This is a genomic window from Bradyrhizobium sp. ORS 86, from assembly GCF_045571475.1.
Lineage (GTDB): Bacteria > Pseudomonadota > Alphaproteobacteria > Rhizobiales > Xanthobacteraceae > Bradyrhizobium.
Genome location: NZ_CP120699.1, coordinates 3009476 through 3029766 on the forward strand (window position 1 = coordinate 3009476; position 20291 = coordinate 3029766).

The 20291-nt window shown below is 64.0% G+C and carries 18 protein-coding genes and 1 pseudogene; 12 read left to right on the top strand and 7 right to left on the bottom strand.

From position 1 onward, the window contains the following. The first annotated feature begins 44 nt into the window (after nucleotides 1-44). The gene (locus P6U25_RS13550; protein ID WP_407151669.1) at nucleotides 45-1154 is read left to right on the top strand and encodes an efflux RND transporter periplasmic adaptor subunit; all 1110 of its coding nucleotides are present in this window, start codon (nucleotides 45-47) and stop codon (nucleotides 1152-1154) included. A 29-nt stretch (nucleotides 1155-1183) separates the two neighbouring features. Further along, nucleotides 1184-4273, top strand: a complete 3090-nt coding sequence (locus tag P6U25_RS13555) for an efflux RND transporter permease subunit (RefSeq protein ID WP_407151670.1) — start codon at nucleotides 1184-1186, stop codon at nucleotides 4271-4273. A gap of 2 nt (nucleotides 4274-4275) precedes the next feature. On the opposite strand, the gene P6U25_RS13560 is transcribed toward P6U25_RS13555, so the two are convergent. Then, a complete protein-coding gene (locus P6U25_RS13560) occupies nucleotides 4276-5460 on the bottom strand; it encodes an acyltransferase family protein (protein WP_407151671.1) in 1185 nt (394 codons plus the stop codon). 194 nt (nucleotides 5461-5654) lie between these two features. Here P6U25_RS13560 and P6U25_RS13565 point away from each other — a divergent pair, with 194 nt between their 5' ends. Next, the gene (locus P6U25_RS13565) at nucleotides 5655-5828 is read left to right on the top strand and encodes a DUF1328 domain-containing protein (RefSeq protein ID WP_024582607.1); all 174 of its coding nucleotides are present in this window, start codon (nucleotides 5655-5657) and stop codon (nucleotides 5826-5828) included. 118 nt (nucleotides 5829-5946) lie between these two features. On the opposite strand, the gene P6U25_RS13570 is transcribed toward P6U25_RS13565, so the two are convergent. Next, nucleotides 5947-6306: a DUF427 domain-containing protein gene (locus P6U25_RS13570; RefSeq protein WP_407151672.1), complete on the bottom strand. Its 360-nt coding sequence runs from the start codon at nucleotides 6304-6306 to the stop codon at nucleotides 5947-5949. 182 nt (nucleotides 6307-6488) lie between these two features. On the opposite strand from P6U25_RS13570, the gene P6U25_RS13575 reads away from it, so the two are divergent. Together P6U25_RS13575 and P6U25_RS13580 are read left to right on the top strand one after the other, a co-directional pair. Continuing rightward, nucleotides 6489-6725 carry a BolA family protein gene (locus tag P6U25_RS13575; protein ID WP_407151673.1) on the top strand — a complete coding sequence of 79 codons (237 nt, stop codon included), beginning with the start codon at nucleotides 6489-6491 and terminating at the stop codon, nucleotides 6723-6725. Nucleotides 6726-6749: 24 nt separating this feature from the next. After that, nucleotides 6750-7942: pseudogene (locus tag P6U25_RS13580) on the top strand (low temperature requirement protein A). Nucleotides 7943-7966: 24 nt separating this feature from the next. On the opposite strand, the gene egtD reads toward P6U25_RS13580, so the two are convergent. Together egtD and egtB are read right to left on the bottom strand one after the other, a co-directional pair. Then, complete coding sequence (gene egtD / locus P6U25_RS13585) at nucleotides 7967-8935, bottom strand: L-histidine N(alpha)-methyltransferase (protein WP_407151674.1); 969 nt, start codon at nucleotides 8933-8935, stop codon at nucleotides 7967-7969. A gap of 53 nt (nucleotides 8936-8988) precedes the next feature. Further along, nucleotides 8989-10242: an ergothioneine biosynthesis protein EgtB gene (gene egtB / locus P6U25_RS13590; protein ID WP_407151675.1), complete on the bottom strand. Its 1254-nt coding sequence runs from the start codon at nucleotides 10240-10242 to the stop codon at nucleotides 8989-8991. Nucleotides 10243-10537: 295 nt separating this feature from the next. On the opposite strand from egtB, the gene grxD reads away from it, so the two are divergent. From grxD to P6U25_RS13610, 4 genes are read left to right on the top strand one after another with little or no spacing between them, the layout of a single operon-like run. Beyond that, nucleotides 10538-10870, top strand: a complete 333-nt coding sequence (gene grxD, locus P6U25_RS13595; RefSeq protein ID WP_407151676.1) for a Grx4 family monothiol glutaredoxin — start codon at nucleotides 10538-10540, stop codon at nucleotides 10868-10870. Next, nucleotides 10867-11418 carry an O-acetyl-ADP-ribose deacetylase gene (locus P6U25_RS13600; RefSeq protein WP_407152509.1) on the top strand — a complete coding sequence of 184 codons (552 nt, stop codon included), beginning with the start codon at nucleotides 10867-10869 and terminating at the stop codon, nucleotides 11416-11418. The genes grxD and P6U25_RS13600 overlap by 4 nt, the downstream gene beginning before the upstream one ends. Before the next feature lie 46 nt (nucleotides 11419-11464). Next, a complete protein-coding gene (locus P6U25_RS13605; RefSeq protein ID WP_407151677.1) occupies nucleotides 11465-12745 on the top strand; it encodes a serine hydrolase domain-containing protein in 1281 nt (426 codons plus the stop codon). A 1-nt stretch (nucleotide 12746) separates the two neighbouring features. After that, on the top strand, nucleotides 12747-14009 hold the full coding sequence (locus tag P6U25_RS13610; RefSeq protein ID WP_407152510.1) for a serine hydrolase domain-containing protein: 1263 nt from the start codon (nucleotides 12747-12749) through the stop codon (nucleotides 14007-14009). 37 nt (nucleotides 14010-14046) lie between these two features. Here the strand turns inward: P6U25_RS13610 and P6U25_RS13615 are convergent, their stop codons facing one another. The 3 genes from P6U25_RS13615 to P6U25_RS13625 form a co-directional block, all read right to left on the bottom strand. Continuing rightward, complete coding sequence (locus P6U25_RS13615; RefSeq protein ID WP_407151678.1) at nucleotides 14047-15114, bottom strand: threonine aldolase family protein; 1068 nt, start codon at nucleotides 15112-15114, stop codon at nucleotides 14047-14049. A 225-nt stretch (nucleotides 15115-15339) separates the two neighbouring features. Further along, the gene (gene rpsD, locus P6U25_RS13620; RefSeq protein WP_407151679.1) at nucleotides 15340-15957 is read right to left on the bottom strand and encodes a 30S ribosomal protein S4; all 618 of its coding nucleotides are present in this window, start codon (nucleotides 15955-15957) and stop codon (nucleotides 15340-15342) included. A 412-nt stretch (nucleotides 15958-16369) separates the two neighbouring features. Next, nucleotides 16370-17179, bottom strand: a complete 810-nt coding sequence (locus tag P6U25_RS13625; protein WP_407151680.1) for an IclR family transcriptional regulator — start codon at nucleotides 17177-17179, stop codon at nucleotides 16370-16372. A 251-nt stretch (nucleotides 17180-17430) separates the two neighbouring features. Between P6U25_RS13625 and P6U25_RS13630 the strand changes: the two genes are divergently transcribed. From P6U25_RS13630 to P6U25_RS13640, 3 genes are read left to right on the top strand one after another with little or no spacing between them, the layout of a single operon-like run. Beyond that, nucleotides 17431-18048, top strand: coding sequence for a flavin reductase family protein (locus P6U25_RS13630; protein ID WP_407151681.1), 618 nt, complete (start codon nucleotides 17431-17433; stop codon nucleotides 18046-18048). Nucleotides 18049-18079: 31 nt separating this feature from the next. Continuing rightward, nucleotides 18080-19405, top strand: coding sequence for an MFS transporter (locus tag P6U25_RS13635; protein ID WP_407151682.1), 1326 nt, complete (start codon nucleotides 18080-18082; stop codon nucleotides 19403-19405). A gap of 22 nt (nucleotides 19406-19427) precedes the next feature. After that, nucleotides 19428-20288, top strand: coding sequence for a fumarylacetoacetate hydrolase family protein (locus P6U25_RS13640; protein ID WP_407151683.1), 861 nt, complete (start codon nucleotides 19428-19430; stop codon nucleotides 20286-20288). Nucleotides 20289-20291: the final 3 nt, after the last annotated feature.

A 20291-nucleotide genomic window follows, 5' to 3' on the forward strand; every position in this document is an offset into this window, starting at 1 on the left:
AAGCTTCCGGCGAAGCCGTCGGATTTGCTGTTCTGGAATTTGAAATGCCGTCCGCATCATTCCTTTCGCGCGAGTCGCTGCGCGCTCGCGTCATGCCGTTCGGCATTGCTTCACTGCTGATGATCTCCGTTGCCGCCGCGCTGTTCGCCTGGCGCAGTGGCGGCGTCGCCGCTAAACCCACGGGCGATCCGCCGCCGATACCAGTGGCGGCCATGACGGTGCGCGCCGAGGCGCTGCCGCGCTCGATCGAGGCGATCGGCTCGCTGCAGGCGGTGCGCCAGGTGATCCTCGCGCCGGAGGTGGCCGGCCGCGTCACCGCGATCAATTTCGATGCCGGCACCGAGGTCGGAGAGGGGGCGCCGCTGGTGCGGCTCTATGACGCGCCGCTGCGCGCTTCGCGCGCGGTCGCGGTCTCCAAGGGACGCTTTGCACAATTGCAGGAGAAGCGTTCGCAGGGGCTCGCGCCTTCCGGCTTCGTCACCCAGGAGGTGTTGCAGCAGCGGCAGGAGGATCTGAAGCAGGCCGACGCCACGGTCGAGCAGCTCGATGCGCAGATCGCGCAGATGACGATCCGGGCGCCGTTCGCGGGTCAGATCGGCCTCCGCAAGGTCAATCTCGGCCAATACGTCAATGCCGGCGATGCGCTCGCGACGCTGACCGCGCTCGACCAGCTCTATGCCAATTTCACCGTTCCGCAGCAGCGCCTGTCAAATCTGAAGGTGGGAGGCGCGGTGACGATCCGTACCGATGCTTTCCCCGATCGGGTGTTCGAGGCTGTCATCAATGCCATCGAACCGCAGGTGGCCGAGGATACTCGCAATGTCCTCGTGCAGGCTCTGTTCGATAATCCCGATCGGCTGCTGCGGCCGGGCTTGTTCGTGACCGTCAACGTCATGCTGCCGCCGCAGCTCGACGCCATCGTGGTGCCGGTCACCGCGATCCAGACCAGCGCATCCGGCGAGAGCGTGCTCGTGGTGCGCGACAACAGGGCCGTCGGCGTCGCCGTGAAGACCGGGCAACGCATCGGTGAGCGCGTCGTGGTGGAGCAGGGGCTGTCGCCCGGCGACCATATCGTCACCGCGGGTCAGCTTCGCGTCATGCCCGGCGCGACCGTTCAGATGACGATGGTCGATGCGCCGAAGCAGGCGCGCTAACGCCGGTTGACGCAGCCGAGGCAATCATCATGCATTTCACCGACGTCTTCATCCGCCGGCCGATTCTTGCGACCGTCGTCAGCCTGCTGATTCTCCTGATCGGCTCCGCGGCGATGCTGTCGCTGCCGGTACGCCAATATCCCAGCATGGAAAGCGCTACCATCCAGGTGGATGTCTCCTTTCCCGGCGCGACCCAGGATGTGATGCAGGGCTTCGTCACCTCGGTGATCGCGCAGTCGATCGCGACCGCCAACGGCATCGAGTACATGACGTCGAATTCGACGCTGGGCTTGAGCTCGATCAAGGCCAAGCTGGTGCTCAACGCCAATGCCGACCGCGCCATGACCGAGGTGCTCGCCAAGGTGCAGCAGGTCAAGTACCGCATGCCGGCCGGCGTGTTCGATCCCGTGATCACCAAGATCACCGACGGTGCATCGGCCGTGCAGTACATCGCCTTCAGCAGCGACACGCTGACGCCGTCGGAGATCACCGACTTCGCGACCCGGGTGGCGCAGCCGCTGTTGACCTCGGTGCCGGGCGTGGCGTCGGCCGACACCTCGGGCGGCTCGCCGCTGGCGATGCGGGTGTGGATCGATCCGTTCAAGCTGGCCGCACGCGGCTTGACCGCCGGCGATGTCGCCGCGGCCTTGCGGGCCAACAACGTCCAGGCGGCGCCGGGACGGCTGCGCGGCGAGATGACCGTCACCAACATCACCGCGGCGACCGATCTTAGGAATCTCGACGATTTCCGCAGGATGGTGATCAAGACCAGCACGGCCAGCGGCGGCCTGGTGCGGCTCGGCGATGTCGCGACGCTGGAGATCGGCGGCGAGAACTACGACACCAATGCCCGCGACAGCGGCAAGCCGACCGTCTACATCGCGGTGCAGCCGACGCCGGACGGCAACCCGCTGGAGATCGTCGCCGCCACCACCAAGGTGATCGAGGACCTGAACCGGGTGGCGCCGCCAGGGCTCAAGATCGCCGACGTCTTCAACATCGTGCATTTCGTCAAGGCGTCGATCAACGAGGTGCAGCGCTCGCTGATCGAGGCGATCGTGATCGTTGTCGTCGTCATCCTGCTGTTCCTGGGATCGTTCCGCTCGGTGTTGATCCCTGTGGTCACCGTGCCGCTGTCGCTGGTCGGCACCGCCGCGATGATGCTTGGGCTCGGCTTCTCCATCAACCTGTTGACCCTGCTCGCCATGGTGCTGGCGATCGGGCTCGTGGTCGACGACGCCATCGTCGTCGTCGAGAACATCCATCGTCACATCGAGGAGGGCTTGAGCCCCGGCGAAGCGGCCCTGATCGGCGCGCGCGAGATCGTCGGTCCCGTGATCGCGATGACGATCACGCTGGCCGCGGTCTATGCGCCGATCGGCCTGATGGGCGGGCTGACCGGAAGCCTGTTCCGCGAATTCGCCTTCACGCTGGCCGGCTCGGTCGTCGTGTCGGGCGTGGTCGCTCTCACCCTGTCGCCGATGATGAGCGCGCAGCTTCTCGGAGAGGCGACCTCGCATGGCCGGTTTGCCCGCTTTGTCGAGCACAAGTTCGCGAAGCTGTCGCGCGGTTACAGCCGGCTGCTGGCCGCGACGCTCAGGATGCGCGCCGCGGTGCTGCTGGTCGCGGCCTGCGTGCTGGGGGCGATCGTGGTGCTGTTCCTGGGCAGTCAACGCGAGCTCGCCCCGTCGGAGGACCAGGGCTACGTGTTCACCGTGCTGAGGGCGCCGCAATATGCCAGCGTGGACTACACGACGCGATATACCGGCGAGATCGAGAAGATCTATCGTTCATTCCCCGAGTATCACGCGAGCTTCGTCCTGAACGGCACCGACGGCCAGAACCACGCTTTCGGCGGCATCACGCTGACTGACTGGGACAAGCGCAAGCGCTCGGCGAACGACATCCAGAACCAGCTCTACGGCATGTCGCACGGCGTGCTGGGCGCGACGGTGACGCCGTTCCAGCCGGCCGCGCTGCCCGCGGCCACCGGCGGCCTGCCGTTCCAGATGGTGGTACGCTCGGCCGCCGATTTCGCCAGCATCTATCAGGAGGTCGAAACCCTGAAGCAGGCGGCCTGGAAGAGCGGGCTGTTCGCCTTTGTCGACAGCGACCTGGCATTCGACAGCCCGACGGCCAGGATCACTATCGATCATGCCAAGGCCGCGGAAGCCGGCGTCAGCATGCAGACCATCGCGGACACGCTGGCCGTGCTGGTGGGTGAGAACTACGTCAACCGCTTCAATTTCTTCGAACGCTCCTATGCGGTGATCCCGCAGGTGCGCAAGTCCGACCGTGTCACGCCGGAGAATCTCGGAAGGTTCCTTGTGCGTTCGAAGTCGGGGCAGATGTTCCCTCTGTCGACGGTAATCAAGGTCAATATCAGCCCCGAGCCGAACCGCCTGCCGCAGTTCAACCAGATGAACGCGGCGACGATCTCGGCGGTGCTCAAGCCCGGCGTGACCATGGGGCAGGCGGTCTCATTCATGGAGGCGCAGAAGCTGTCGCCGGGCATGACCATCGACTGGCTGTCGGACAGCCGGCAGTATGTCCAAGAGGGCAACCGCCTGATCGTGACGTTCGGCATGGCGCTGATCGTGATCTTCCTGGTGCTGGCGGCGCAGTTCGAAAGCTTCCGCGATCCGCTGGTGATCATGGTCACGGTGCCGCTGGCGGTCTGCGGCGCGCTGTTACCGCTGTATTTCGGCTTCACCACGCTGAACATCTACACCCAGATCGGCCTCGTCACGCTGATAGGCCTGATCTCCAAGCACGGCATCCTGATGGTGAGCTTCGCCAACGAGATCCAGCATCACGAAGGGCTCGATCGGGTCGCGGCGATCCGGAAGGCCGCGGCCGTGCGGATGCGGCCGGTGCTGATGACGACCGCCGCGATGGTGGCAGGGCTTGCGCCACTGCTCTATGCCGACGGCGCAGGCGCGGCGAGCCGCTTTGCTATCGGCATCGTCGTCGTGATGGGGATGCTGGTCGGCACGCTGTTCACCCTGTTCGTGCTGCCGACCTTCTACATCCTGATCGCTCGGGATCACCGCGCTGCGGCCGCGCCACGGCTAGAGCGCGGCCGCGCAAGTGAGGCCCCGAGCGAGATTGCGGCTTAAAGCTACAGCACGTGCTTGGCGCCCGGCAGCTTGCGCAGCGCCGCCGTGGCGGCCCAACTCAGCGCCACCGTGGCGAAGAACGCGATGGCGGCCTTTGCGATCGCCGGCAGGTCGAAGTCGAACAGCCAGTATTGCAGCCATAGCACGATCGGATAGTGCACCAGGAACATGCCATAGGCGTCGCCCTGCATGCGGTCGAGCAACGTCGGTCCCGCCGCCTTCGAATGCAGGAAGTAGCCGAGGATCGCGAACATGATCGACGCGCTGAACAGCACGAAGAAGATGCCGTAGAATGCGAGGTACCAGCCGGGCAGCGGATCGGGATTGCCGATGATTGCACGCTTGATGTAGATCATCACCCACATTCCGGCGTAGGGGACCAGGGTGACGATCGCCCAGAGCCAGGGCATCGTGGTCAGCCGTCCGTTCGCGCTGAGCACCCCGCGTTCGAAGTTTGCCGCACCGATGCCTGCTCCGATGAAGAAATAGGCCGCATAGAGCAGCACGCGGCTGGCCTGCACGGAAAACGGTCCGAACTCGAACCAGCGGTTCTGGCCGTAATAGACCAGCATCGGCAGGTAGACGACGATGCTGGCCCCGACGATGAACAGCCAGAACGTTGCGGGACGATCGAATGCCTGCTGCGACAGCCGGTTGATCGGATCGAGCAGGCGCGGCGACACCCGGTAGAGCAGGCTCGCGGTGACGTCGAAGGCCAGTAGCACCCAGACGAACCAGATCGGGCCGCTTGGCCAGGGGCCGACCGTCACCGTCTTCCACCAGAACTCCGAGAAGCTCAACGTCGGCGTCTCGCGCAGCGCAATCGCGTAGTAGGCGAGCGGGATCACGGTAACGGCGCAGATCACGAAGGGCAGGCCGAGCCGCAACAGGCGGTCCCGCAGGAAGATGGGCAGCGGCTTGTGGCCAAGCCCGGGCCAGACGAACAGCCCCGAGAGGAAGAAGAACATCGCCATGAAGAAGCTGTCGGTGGCGAGCACCACACAGTCGAAGCCGATCCACGAGGTGGGATCAGTGTGCCCGAAATAGGTGTAGGGGATCACCGAATGATGCAGCAGCACGACCAGGGTCAGGAATGTGCGCGCACGGTCCAGTGCGACGTTGCGGGCGTGAGCCTTCGGGGCTGCTTGAACGTCAACGGCCGGAGCGGCGTGAGCGATCGATTTCATGGTCCCCCCCGCAGGGTGCGTGACCGGATGTTGCAACCGGGAATCCGATTCAGCAAGGCTTATTCGTCCCGATTCCGTGGCGTCGAGGTCCGTCATCTGCGTGCATCTGTTTCGTTTCAGGAACTGTGGTCGTCCGCGGACGTTGTCGCGGTGACTGGCGGCCGCGCATGCCGCGCGGTTTGGAGGAGCTGGTAATGACTATTCTTAAATGGGCGCTGATCTTCCTTGTGGTGTCGATCATCGCGGGCCTGTTGGGCTTCACCGGCATCTCTGCCGCCTCCGCCGACATCGCGCGCTTCCTGTTCTACGTGTTCGTCGTGATCTTCCTGGTGCTTCTGATACTCGGGCTCACGATATTCAGAGTGTAGCGGGAGCCTGATCGATCCCGCTTGAACAAACGCCGTCATTCCGGGGCGCGAAGCGAACCCGGAATCTCGAGATTCCGGGTCCGATGCGTCCGCATCGTCCCGGAATGACGAGATTCAACTAAGCCACCTCCTCGATCGTCACCTTGTCCGGGTAGAACGCCAGGTGGCCGGCGATCTCGGTCATGGCCGGGAAGGGTGTCTCATAGGTCCAGATCGCATTGTCCAACGTCTTGCCGTTGGCCTTGATGCTGAAATAGCTCGCGTCGCCCTTGTACGGGCAGTGCGTGGTCCGCTCGGTGCGGGCCAGCAGCCCCATGTTGGCATCCTGACGCGGAATATACTGCACGGCGGGATAGCTTGCTTCCTTCAACGTCAGCGCCTGGGTCGTCTCGGCGATGACGACACCGTCGGCCGTGACGCGGATGCGCTTCGGATTGGGCGTGATCGTGATCGGGTGGTCGGGGCCGGGGAGCTTCATGGTTCTGCGCCCTTTCTGGTCATTTCGGCGTGAATGCTTGTGACCGATTGATGCAGGTTTCAATCGCTGGGAATGGGAATATAGTGCGTCCTAGATGACCTAGAAGACCACTGGCGCTAGGTTTTATCTGCATGGCGGCTGAGCCGGCCATGATTCGAATGACCTGATGGAGGTGGACTGGGATGCCGATGGACGCCCGCGATATCGAATCGTTGATCAAGGCCGCGATTCCGGACGCCGAGGTGACGATCCGCGATCTGGCCGGCGATGGCGACCATTACGCGGCCACTGTCATTTCAGAGTCCTTCCGCGGCAAGTCCCGCGTCCAGCAGCACCAGATCGTCTACCAGTCGCTGAAGGGGCAGATGGGCGGGGTGCTGCACGCACTGGCACTGCAAACCGGTGTGCCGGAGGGCTAGGTCCGGCCAGCGGGGGCCTGATCGATGGCGGACAATCCACGTGGCGCGATGTTTCGCGTCATCGAGCCGAACCAGCATGGCCGCGTCACCAACGCGGAGCTGTTCTTCGACCTTGTCTTGTCTTCGCCGTCACGCAGCTCTCGCACACGCTGCTGCATCATTTCACGCCGCTCGGTGCGGTCCAGGTCACCCTGCTGTTCCTGGCGGTCTGGTGGGTGTGGGTCTACACCACCTGGGTCACCAACTGGCTCAACCCCGATCTGACGCCGGTTCGCATCCTGCTCTTCCTGATGATGCTCGGAGGGCTCGTGCTGTCGACGTCGATCCCGACGGCCTTCGAGGGACGCGGGCTGTGGTTTGCCGTCGCCTATGCCGTCATGCAGACCGGGCGGACCCTGTTCTGGCTGCTGGCGACGCCGCGGCACCGGACCGCGGTGCGCCACAACGCGATCCGCATCCTGACCTGGCTCTCCTGCTCGGGCGTGCTCTGGATATCAGGCGGGCTCTCCGAGGGCGACATCAGGCTATTTCTGTGGATCGCGGCGCTGCTGATCGAGTATGTCGCGCCGGCCGCGCGGTTCTGGACGCCGCGGCTCGGCTTTTCCTCGATTGAGGCCTGGGCGGTCGAGGGCGGCCACATGGCCGAGCGCTGCTCCGCCTTCATCATCATCGCGCTCGGCGAGGCCATCGTCGTCGACGGCGCGACCTTCGCCGAGCTGACGTGGACACCGGAGAATGTCGCTGCCTTCGTTTCCGCTTTGGTCGGCAGTATCGCGATGTGGTGGATCTATTTCCACAAGGGCGCGGAGGCCGGCTCTGAGATGATCTCCAAATCGGAAGAATCCGGGCGGGTGGCGCGGATCGCCTATACCTATCTGCACATGCCGATCGTCGGCGGCATCATCCTCACCGCAGTCGCCGATGAGCTGGTGTTGAAGCACCCGGGCGGGCATTCCGATCTCAAGACGATCGTGAGCTCGGTCGGCGGTCCGTTGCTGTTCCTGGTCGGCACTATCCTGTTCAAGTATGTGATCCGCGATTTCCTGCAGCTCTCGCACGTTGTCGGGATCGTCGCGCTCGCCGTCACCGCCTATTTCGCAAGCGAGCTGTCGCCGCTGTGGCTCTCGATCGTCACCACCGCGATCATGATCGTGGTCGCGGCATGGGAATCGATCTCGCTGGGGTCCGCTGAGCAACAAACCGGTGGATCGCGGTAGCGACGCGGCGGCAGGACTTGCGGTTCACTCCGCGACGAGCGCATGCACCGAGAACATCTTGTTGACGTCGGTCCAGCTTTCACGCACCTGCCAGCCGGAGCTGCTGGCAAGGGCGGTGAAACGGTCGAGGCTGTACTTGTAGCTATTCTCGGTGTGGATGCTCTCGCCTGGGCGGAACGCAAAGGTGTTGCCGAGGATGCGCACCGTCTGCGCCTTGTGGCTGATCAGATGCATCTCGATGCGATGGCGGTCGCGGTTGTAGATCGAGCAGTGCGTGAATCCCGACAGGTCGAAATTGCCGCCGAGCTCGCGGTTGATGCGCACCAGCACATTGAGATTGAAGCGCGCGGTGACCCCGGCCGCGTCGTTGTAGGCGTCGTAGAGCACGCGCTCGTCCTTCTCGAGGTCGACGCCGATGATCATCTGCGCGCCGTGGCCGAGGATCTTGCGCGCGCTGCGCAGGAAGGCTGCGGCCTCATGCGGTTCGAAATTGCCGAGTGTCGAGCCCGGGAAGAAGCCGACCTTCGGCATGCCGGCGACAGCCTCCGGCAGCGCGAAAGGCGTTGTAAAATCGGCAGCGACCGGATGGATGCCGAGATCGGGGAAATCCTTGCGCAGGCCATCGGCCTGGGCATTGAGGAAGTCACCGGAGATGTCGACCGGCACATAAGCGCTGAACTCGCAGTGCTCGAGCAGCAGCCGCACCTTGGTGGTCGCACCGGCGCCGAATTCGACCAGCGCCGCGCCGCGCGGGATGATCGCGGCGATCTCATCGCCGCGGTCGTGCAGGATGCCAAGCTCGGTCCGCGTCGGGTAGTATTCCGGCAGCACCGTGATCTGTTCGAACAGCTCGGAGCCCACAGCGTCGTAGAAATATTTCGGCGACAGCCGTTTCGGGTGACGGGCGAGGTCGCCGATCACGTCGCCGGCAAATACCGAGGTCGCCTCGTCGAAAGGATACGCTTTGGCCAAAGCGGCGGCATGCACATTCATGATACTCTCCCGAACGCGCTTACCGGCGCGCTATTGATTTCGACAGGACTCAATCAGGCGTAATCTGCGAGGCGTAACCCCGTGAATTGCCAGCGATGGTGCGGATAGAAGAAGTTGCGGTAGGTGACGCGGCTGTGGCCGGCCGGCGTCGCCAGCGACGAGCCGCGCAGCACGAGCTGGTTGACCATGAATTTGCCGTTGTACTCGCCGAGCGCGCCGTCGATGGCGCGGTAGCCCGGATAAGGTGAATAGGAGCTGCGGGTCCACTGCCAGACGACGCCGTAGGCGTCGTTGAGCAGGCCGGCCCGTCCGGCGACCTCCCACTCCATCTCGGTCGGCAGATGCTTGCCGGCCCAGCGCGCGAAGGCGTCGGCTTCGTAATAGCTGACGTGGCACACCGGGGCCTGTGGATCGATCGGCTGCAGGCCGCCGAGCGTCATGATCTTCCATTCGCCGTCGATCTCGCGCCAGTGACCGGGCGCCTGCCAGCCCTCGTTGCTGACGGTAGCAAAGCCGTCCATCAGCCACAGGGTGGCGGTCGAATAGCCGCCGTCCTTGATGAACGCGAGCCACTCGGCATTGGTGACGAGGTTCTTGGCGAGCTTGACTGGACCGACGAGGGCGCGGTGCGCTGGCTTCTCATTATCGAAATGGAAGCTGTCGTCGGCATGGCCCACGCTGTGGATGCCTTCGTTCAGCGTAACCCACTCCTCGGTCGCGCGACTCGAGGCCGGGAAACGCCACGCCGGATCATAGGCGGGTGGGATCGGGTTCTGCGCGAAGGCATGCAGGATGTCGGTGAACATCAATTCCTGATGCTGCTGTTCGTGATTGAGACCGACCTCGACCAGCGGCACCAGCGCTTGAAGCTTCGGCTGTTCGGCGGTCTGGAAGAACTTCACCACCTCGGCGTCGACATGGCAGCGGTAGGCCGTGACCTCATCGGCAGTCGGTCGGGTCAGATGGCCGCGCTGATGGCGGGCGTGACGCGGTCCGGCGCTGACATAATAGGAATTGAACAGATAGGCGTAGTCGGGATGGAATGGCGTATAGCCGTCGACATGTTGGCCGAGCAGAAACTGTTCGAAGAACCAGGTCGTGTGGGCGCGGTGCCACTTGGCGGGGCTGGCATCCGGCATCGACTGAATGAGCTGATCTTCCGGCGACAGCGGCGCAGCCCGGCGCTCGGTCTCGCCGCGGACCGCAAGGTAGGCATCCACCAGCCTTTGGGCGAGAGGCCCAGACTCGGACGACAGCGACGGGGGAGTGGTGGCTATGGCGGCCGCAGCAGAGGCTGGTTTCGTCACGGTGGTCTCCGGTTCTTCGGGAGAACGTTGCTTCGGCGAACTGGTTCCTGACGGACAGTTCGTCCTAGATAGGGGCTGGCGTTCAGGAAAAAAGCCTCCCCCGCCGATTATATTAGTGCCGTCAGACTATGATTTGCCCCGCCGCGGGGTGCCGTCAGGCTTCCGCCGCATGCCAGATTTCCGCCATTTTGCTTTGGATGCACAATGGTTTGGGCTACATATATGGCATGTCACGGGTTAAGCAGGGCGGGCCGGCCCGTAAGGCTTCGGAGCGCCGCCCGATAAGGAAGCGAAAATGAGCATCGAGCAATTCATCGACAACGAAGTGAAGTCGAACGACGTCGTGCTGTTCATGAAGGGCACGCCGCAATTCCCGCAATGCGGTTTTTCCGGACAAGTGGTCCAGATCCTCGATCACATCGGTGTCGGCTACAAGGGTCTCAACGTTCTCGAGTCGGCCGAACTGCGTAACGGCATCAAGGTCTATTCGAACTGGCCGACCATTCCGCAGCTCTATGTGAAGGGCGAATTCGTCGGCGGTTGCGACATCGTGCGCGAGATGTTCCAGGCCGGTGAATTGCAGCAGCTCTTCGCCGACAAAGGCATCCCGGTCGACGCGGCGGCCTGACCTTGACCGCGCGCCAGATCGGCAAAGCGCGGCTTGAAGTCATCGTTGCAGACATCACCACCCTGCGCGTTGACGCCATCGTCAACGCGGCCAACTCGTCGCTATTGGGTGGCGGTGGCGTGGATGGCGCGATCCATCGTGCAGCCGGGCCGGAGCTGCTGGCCGAGTGTCGTACACTCGGTGGCTGCAGCACCGGCGATGCCAAGATCAGCAGGGGCTATCGGCTTCCCGCCAAGCACGTGATCCATGCGGTCGGCCCGGTTTGGCACGGCGGTACGCAGAACGAGGATGCGCTGCTCGCGTCCTGCTATCGCCGCAGCATCGAGCTTTGCGCGGCCAACCGTCTCGCCTCGGTCGCATTTCCGGCCATTTCGACCGGCGTCTATCATTTCCCGCCCGATCGTGCGGCCGGCATCGCGGTCAAGGCGGTCGCCGATGCCTTGGTCGCTGCTCCCGAGGTCACGCACGTGATCTTCTGCTGCTTCTCCACCCAAGGCAGCAAGCTGCACCAGGCCGCGTTGTCCCCCTTTGGCAGCCCTTGTGCCTGAGGACGCGCTGGCTACACTTCCCCGTGATGTCCGGGGAGGGAGATAGATGACTTTGTCAGGATTGTTGCGCGCGGCGGCCGCTGGCGCGGTGCTGCTGGCAGTGCCCTTGGTCCACGCCGAAGGCACCTACGAAATTCCAGCGGGCGCGCATTTCAACAAGGAGAAGCTCGCCAAGATCGGTGCGTTCTTCACGAATGAAGTGGCGACCGGCAAGATTCCCGGCGCGATCGTCTTGATCCAGCAGCACGGCAAGCCGGTCTACCACCAAGCCTTCGGTGTGCAGGACGAGGTCAGCAAGGCACCGATCACCGACAATACCATCTTTCGGCTGTTCTCGATGACCAAGGCGATCACCGCCGTAGTCTCGATGCAGCTCTTGCAGGAGGGCAAGTACAAGCTCGACGATTCCGTCTCGAAATACATTCCCTCCTTTGCCAATGTGAAGGTCGGCGTCGAGAGGAAGAATGAGGACGGCACCAAGACGCTCGAGCTGGTGCCACCGAAGCGGCCGATGACGATCCTCGATTTGATGACGCATACGTCGGGTGTGACCTACGGCTTCTACGGCGACAGCCTGGTGCGCAAGGCGTATCGCGAGGCCAACATCTATGCCGGCGATTTCGATCTCGCAGAGTTCGCCGAGCGGATCGCCAAGCTGCCGCTGCACAACCAGCCCGGCGCGCTCTGGCAGTACGGCCATTCCACCGACATCCTGGCGCGCGTGATGGAGGTCGTGACCGGCCAAAAGCTCTCGACGATCGAGCGTGAAAAACTGCTCGATCCGCTCGGCATGAAGGACACAGCGTTCTTCGTCACCGATCCCGAGAAGCAGAAGCTGATGGCCGAGCCGATGCCGAATGACAGCGATTTCCGGGTCGGCCGCATCAACGATCCGACCAAGGTCAAGAAATGGGAGTCCGCGAGCGGCGGCATGGTCTCGACCATGGCCGACTATTCGCGCTTCGCACAGATGCTGCTCAACGGCGGCACCTTCGAGGGCAAGACCATCCTGAAGCCCGAGACCTTCAAGGAGTTGACAACCGATCGTGTCGGCCCGGGCTCCGGTGTCGAGCGCGACTATTTCTATTTCCCCGGTGACGGCTTCGGCTTCGGGCTGGGGCTCGGGGTGCGCACTGATCCCGGCAATGCAAAGCCGCCGCCCCCTGGCGACCTCGGCGAGCTGAAATGGGATGGCGCCAGCGGCTGCTACTTCGTGATTGACCGCAAACAGGACATGTTCTTCATCCTGCTCGAGCAAACGCCGACCGAGCGCCAACGCATCCAGCGGACCCTGAAGCAGTTGATCTATGAAGCGATGGAGAATTGACCTGCCCGGGCGCCGCGCGACAATCGCGGCGCTCGTGCTTCTGCTGGGCGCAACCGGTGCGAAGGCGGGCTCGGAGGGCTCCGTCGGACACAGGTTTTCGCCGGAAGGTTTGGCCAAGGTCTCCGACTACATTAGGAACGAGATCGCGACCGGCAAGATTCCCGGCGCGATCCTCCTGCTGCAGCAGCATGGCAAGCCGGTCTATTACCGGAACTTCGGCGTCCGCGATGTCGCAACCGAGCTCTCGATGAGCGCCGACACGATCTTTCGTCTCTATTCGATGTCGAAGCCGATCACTTCGGTCTCAGCGATGATGCTGGTCGAGGAGGGCAAGCTCAGGCTGGACGATCCGGTCTCGAAATACATTCCGGCGTTTGCCGACATGAAGGTCGGCGTGGAGAAGCGCGGCGAGGACGGTAAGGCGACGATGACGCTGGAGCCGCTCAAGCGTCCGATCACGATCGAGGACCTGATGCGCCATACCGCGGGGCTGCCTTACGGCTATTACGGCGGCGGTGTCGTGAACAAGGCCTATGCCGATGCCGGCTTGTTCGACAACGATCCCTCCAATGCCGACCTGGTAGCGCGGCTCACGGCGCTGCCGCTCGCCGAGCAGCCCGGCACGCAATGGGACTACGGCCATGGCACCGACGTGCTCGGCCGCATCATCGAGGTCATCACGGGAAAGTCGCTGCTTCAATTCGAGCAGGAGCGGCTGCTCGGTCCGCTCGGCATGACCGAGACCGCGTTCTACGTCGCCGACAAGGCGAAATGGCCCCTGATCGCCGAGCCGATGCCGAAAGATCGCAGCATCAGCCCGGTCGCCGAGGTCCGCGATATCAGGAAGCCGCTGCGATGGGAGTCCGGCGGCGGCGGCATGGTCGGCACCGTCGGCGACTATGCGCGCTTTTCGCAGATGCTGTTGAACGGCGGCACCTATGAAGGGCGGCGCTATCTGAAAGCGGAAACCATCGCGCTGATGGCCTCGGACCATATCGGTCCCGAAACCGGGGTCGTCCGCGACAAGAACTACTACCCGGGCCTGAACTCCGGTTTCGGCCTCGGCTTCGCCGTCCGCACCTCGGTTCCTGCGAACACCTCTTGGCCGCTCGGCGAGTATCGCTGGGACGGTGTCGGGGGTACGTTCTTCTTCATCGATCCCGAGGATGACCTGTTCGGGATCTTCATGGTCCAGACACCCTCGCAGCGCGGCCGGATCCAGCTCGAGCTGAAGACGCTGATCTACCAGGCGATGGGGCGGTAGCCCGGATTGCGCTGTGCTCCATCCGGGCTGCGAGGAGCTACGCCGCGCGCACGATCTCGCGGACGTGGCTGACGGCCTCCTCGATCATCGCGGCGGTCACGTCGAGATGCGTGCAAGCCCTGATCCGGCCGTCCATCATCGCCAGCATCACGCCACGCTTGCGCAGCTCGGCGACCATCTTGTCGCCGGGTACGCCGGCGCCATCGGGCTTGAAGAAGACCAGGTTGGTCTCGGGCGCCTGCACCTGGATGCCGTTGATCTGGGACAGGCCGCGCGCCAGCGCCCGCGCATTGGCGTGGTCGTCAGCGAGGCGGTCGACGTGATGGTCGAGCGCGTAGACGCAGGCCGCAGCGCAGACGCCGGACTGGCGCATCGAGCCGCCGAGCCGCTGCTTCCAGCGCCAGACATCGTCGATGAAGCCGCGCGTTCCCGCAATCACACCACCGATCGGAGCGCCCAGTCCCTTCGAGAAGTCGATCCAGGCGGAATCCCAGCCCGCCGTCATGTCGCGCGGCGAGATGCCCGATGCCACGGTGGCATTGAGCAGCCGTGCGCCGTCCATGTGGGTGGCAAGGCCGTGGGCCTTCGCTATGCCGACGACCTCGTCGAGCGCAGCCTTTTTCCAGATCGTACCGCCGCCGATATTGGCGGTCTGCTCGACGCTGACGAGGACCTGCGGCGGCTGATAGCGGGTGCGCGGATGCAGCGCGGCGCGGAGCGCCTCTGGCGTGAACTGGCCGTCGTCGCCCGGCAGCGGCGTGATCTGGAAGCCGCCGAGCGCGGCATGTGCGCCGCCTTCGCGGGCGATGATGTGCGCGGTCGCATGCGCCAGAATCTCGTCGCCGGGGCGGCAATAGGCCAGCGTCGCCGCGACATTGCACATCGTGCCTGACGGCATGAACACGGCCGCTTCCTTGCCGAGCAGATCGGCGACCCGGGCACAGAGCTCATTGGTGGTCGGATCGTCGCCGACCTGTTCATCGCCCACCTCGGCTTTCGCCATCGCCTCGCGCATCGCAGGCGTTGGCTTCGTCTGCGTATCCGACAGCAGGTTGATGCGGACGGGCGGAGCCTTGGGATCGGGCGGGGCAGGGGTGTAGTGCATGTCACATTCTCTCCAGTGTCATTCCGGGATGGTCCGAAGGATCAGACCTCAGGGGCGCAATTGCGCCTCGGGGAATCCCGAGATTCCGGGTTCGCGTCTGTGACGCGCCCCGGAATGACGTCGTCTCAACAGACTCGCAGATTCGAGTTTGACCGCGCCGATCCTAGCCAAACAAAAAGGCCCCGGCAAAACCGGGGCCTTCCGTATCTCGCATGCGTGCTGTGATCAGCGCGAATAGAATTCGACGATCAGGTGCGGCTCCATCTGCACCGGGAACGGCACGTCGGAGAGGCCGGGGATGCGCGCGAACTTCGCGGTCATCTTGGAGTGATCGACCTCGATGAAGTCAGGCACGTCGCGCTCGGCGAGCTGGATCGCTTCCAGCACCGGCGTGAGCTGCTTGGAGGATTCCTTGACTTCGATGGTGTCGCCGACCTTCAGCTTGTAGCTGCCGATGTTGACGCGGCGGCCATTCACCTTGACATGGCCGTGGTTGATGAACTGGCGCGCGGCGAACATCGTGGAGACGAACTTGGCGCGGTAGATCACGGTGTCGAGGCGGCGCTCCAGGAGGCCGATCAGATTCTCACCGGTGTCGCCCTTCAGGCGGCTGGCTTCGACATAGATGCCGTGGAACTGGCGTTCGGAAATGTTGGCATAGTAGCCCTTCAGCTTCTGCTTGGCGCGGAGCTGCACGCCGAAGTCGGAGAGCTTGCCCTTGCGGCGCTGGCCGTGCTGGCCGGGGCCGTATTCGCGGCGGTTCACGGGGCTCTTCGGGCGGCCCCAGATATTCTGGCCCATGCGGCGATCGATCTTGTACTTCGCCTCACTGCGCTTTGTCATCGCGTCCTCTTTGCATGGCCGTCGCGTGGCGCGGCGGCGTTTTGTCAGTTTCAGGTTTGAGGAGACGCGCCCTCCTGTGCACCGGCCCAAAGGCCTGTGCCGACAGATCCGCCTCGAAAGCTCGGGGACGAACCACGGGTCGCGAAACGCTTCGCGGGCCGAAACCGGCCCGCGAGCAGGGGTGGTCTTAAGGACAAAGCGCCGCCATGTCAAACAAATCGGCGCATTTTCCGGCCCGTTTTGCTGCCAAATCGGCCATTTTAGGTGCTTTGCGGCCGGTTCCGGCCATCCGGACGGGCCGGATCGCCCGCAGCTCGGAGGCGATCCCGCTGTTCAGCACCTGTTCGAGCCTAGTCAGGGGTCCCGGCACGCCGGATCAGCGGGCAAGGCTCCATCGCAGGCTCAATCTTGCTCACGGCGACGATGCGCGGATCTCCTGCTCGATGGTGCGCGCCGCCTGCAGCAGGATTTCCGCGACTTCCTGCTCGCGGCGGGGACCAAGTCGCACCCTCACCGCCGACACGGTGATGGCCGCTGCCGGGCGGCCATCGGGAGTCTTGATCCAGGTCGAGATCGATTTCGTTCCCTGCACCAGTCCAACTTCGCGCAAATTGTAGCCGCGTCGCCTTGCGGCGGAGATCTGCTCCAGCACGGCGGATGCACTGGTGCGATAGGGTTTGAAGCGCACCTCGTTGGCGGCCACGATCTTCCTGGCCTCCTGCGTCGGCATCGCCGCGAGAATTGCGACGCCGGCGCTGCTGACGCCGAGCGGACGCCGGGCGCCGACCTCGATCGAGAGCACCTGGATCGGGTAGGAGCCGATCCTGCGGTCGACGCACAGCGTGTCGTTGCCGGTCCGCACCGTCAGAAACAAGGTGTCGCCGACCCGCTGCAGGGTTTGCTTGAGAACGTCGTCTGCGGCAGCCAATAGCGGCGAGCGCGCCTGACGCGCCAGCGCCAGTTCGCCCACTTGCCCGCCAATCGCATAGCGGCCGGTTTTCGAATGACGCTCGATGATGCCTTCCTCGATCAGCACGTGGACGATGCGATGCACCGTGGGCCGAGTCAGTCCGGTGACCTGCACCACCTCGGCGAGTGGTACGCCCTGGCCACGGCCCGCAGCCAGAATCCGCAGCACCGATAACGCGCGCCGAATTGCCTGGGCTCCCGGCCGCGGTTCCGCCGGACGGCGTGCCGATTTTGAGGGAGGGACGTTGTCCATAATGTGGACGAGAACTGCATGAATCGGTCGACAGGTAAAGCCCGGAATCGACAGATTACGGTCACATCAGGGTGCCGGTCGCGGCTTCGACGGGCGCTCAAGAACAAGAGGGCGGGCACGGTCCGCCACATCTTGGGGAGGACGGATGAAATCGCTCTGGATCGCCATAGCTGCTGTCGTACCGGGCCCGCAATGGGCGGCTCTCGATGTCAGGCTGCCGCTCACAAAATGCGATCAGGATTGACGCGTCGATGCTGATCGACCCAATCGATCTCAGTGCCGAGCGGATTTACCGGCTCATGACCGGCATCGTGGTGCCGCGTCCAATTGCCTGGGTGACGAGCCTGTCGCGCGATGGCGTGCTCAACCTCGCGCCGTTCAGTGCATTCACCTTCGTCTCGCAGAAGCCGCCGATGCTCGGCATCAGCGTCGGCCGCAAGGGGGACGATTACAAGGACACGGCGGACAACATCCTCGATACCGAGGAATACGTGATCCACATCGCGGACACGCCGCTGATGCACGCGGTGCACGAGAGCTCCGTCGAGCATCCACGGGAGATCAGCGAGGTCGAGCACCTCGGACTGCAGACGGCGCCATGCGAGCGCATCAAGGTGTCACGGCTGGCCGCGGCGCCAGTCGCCATGGAATGCCGGCTTCGGCAATGTCTCGAGTTCGGCGATGCACGCAGCCGCTTCATCGTCGGCGAAGTCGTGATGTTCCACATCCGCGACGGCCTCGTGGCGAACGGTAAAGTCGAGACCGAAGCACTCGACCCGATCGCCCGTATCGGCGGCCCGCGTTATGCGCGGCTCGGCGAGATCGTCACGTTGCGCGCCGTCTTTCAGACCCCGAAGTCGGCGGAGTGAGTCCATGTCGGCGACAGCAAGCAGCAGATTGATGACCGATCATTCCACGACCACCGAATCCAACGCCTATTCGACCGGCGAACGCGCCGCGATCATCTTTTCATGCATGCTCGGCTTTGCGCTCGATCTTTACGACGTGCTGATCATGCCGTTCCTGATGAGCTCGATTCAGGCCTCGCTCAAGATCTCGCTCACCCAGGTTGCGAGCGTCACCAGTCTGACGCTGATCGGCTCGGTGATCGGCGGCGCGCTGTTCGGCTGGCTCGGTGACCGCATCGGCCGCAAGCAGGCGTTGCAGCTCACACTCGGCGTCTTTGCCGCCGGATCGATCGCCTCGGCCTTCGCGTGGGACTATGCCAGCCTCGCCATCCTGCGTTTCGTCACCGGCGTCGGCCTCGGCGGAGAATGGGGCGCCGGCATGGTGCTGTTCAACGAGGCCTGGAACAAGGAGCGCCGCGGACTCGGCAGCGCCTTCATCCAGGGCAGTGCAGTCATCGCGAGCGCCGGTGCATCGATCGTCGGGGTCTGGGCAACGACCTCATTCAGCCTCGACTGGGGCTGGCGCATTGCGCTGCTCACCGGCGGCTCGCCGATCCTGCTGATGATCTTCATCCGCTTCTTCATGCCGGAATCGAAAGCGTGGCTGCAGTTCGACCGCGCCCGCAACAGCGGGCTGGTCGAGGCCCGCGTCAAGACCGCCAACACATTGCTGCTGATGTTCCAGGGCCGGCTGCTGCCAATCTCGATCATGTGCCTCGCATGGATGATGGCCTACATGTTCTGCTACTACGGCATCGTCGTGTTCACGCCGACGCTGATGCAGAAGTCGCTCGGCACGCCGCCCGAAGTGGTGCGCAACATCTCGGTCATCGCGTCGGTCGTGGGCGGTTGCTCCTATATCGCAATGGGCCTGCTCAACGACGCTTTCGGCCGCCGGTTCGGCGCGCTGCTGCCTGGGCTTGCCTGGGGCGTGATGGCCTGCGGGCTCTATACGTTCGCGCATGTCAAATTTGCCGGGAGCTTGTTCGGCTTTCCGATGTTCTGGACCTACATCGCCTTCGTGATCGGCAATTCCGCGCTCGGCGTGGTCGGAACGTGGCTGTCCGAGATCTATCCGATCGAGGTGCGGTCGACTGCAGTCTCCCTCATCTACATGGCCGGCCGCGGCATCGGCAGCCTTGCGCCGGTGGTCGTTCCGCTGGCGGCTGCCGGCTTCGGCGGTGAGCTCGCTGCGGGCATGCTGGTCGTGGTGCCGGCCATCATCCTGTTTCTCGCGATGACCCTGTTGCTGCCGGAGACCCGTGGACGTGACCTGACGGTGGCCGCGTCGACGCGTCGTACCGGTCAGGCGGCCTGAAGTATTCCCGGAAAGGACGACAATGCGACTGTTGAGCTATCTGGCACATGGCGAGGCGCATTACGGCGCAGTCATCGCAGGCGGAGTGATCGATCTGACCAGGCGGATCGGTCGTGACTTCGCCGACCTGAAGGCGCTGATCGCTGGCGAGGGGCTGGCGGCGGCGCGAACTGCGGTTGAGGGACAAACGCCCGATCACGCGCTCGAAGGCCTGACCCTGCTGCCCCCGGTGCTGGCGCCCGAGAAGCTGTGGTGCATCGGCGTGAACTACGCCGAGCGCAACGCCGAATACCGCGACAATTCGGAGCTGCCCAAATATCCGAGCCTGTTCGTCCGCAGCCCCTCGTCGATGGTCGGCTCCGGACAATCGATCGAGAAGCCGAAAGTCTCGGAGCAGCTCGACTATGAAGGCGAGCTCGTCATCGTGATCGGCAAGCGCGGCCGGCACATTCCGCGCGAGCACGCTTGGTCACATATCTGCGGAATGACGCTGTGCAACGAGGGCACGGTGCGGGACTGGCTGCGTCACGGCAAGTTCAACGTCACGCAAGGCAAGAATTTCGATCGCTCCGGCAGCGTCGGCCCGTGGATCGTCACGGCCGACGAGCTGGACCCGCGCGGTCCGCACGACATCGTCACGCGCGTGAACGGCGAGGTGCGGCAGCAGGACACGACCGAACGGCTGATGTTTCCGTTCGATATGCTGATCGCCTATCTCTCCACTTTCGCCACTTTGAAGCCGGGCGACATGATCGTGACGGGCACGCCGACCGGCGCGGGCGCCCGGTTCGATCCGCCGCGCTGGCTCAAGCCGGGCGACGTGGTCGAGGTCGAATCCGCGGGGATCGGCGTGCTGCGCAACACCGTGATCGCGGAGCAATAGAGC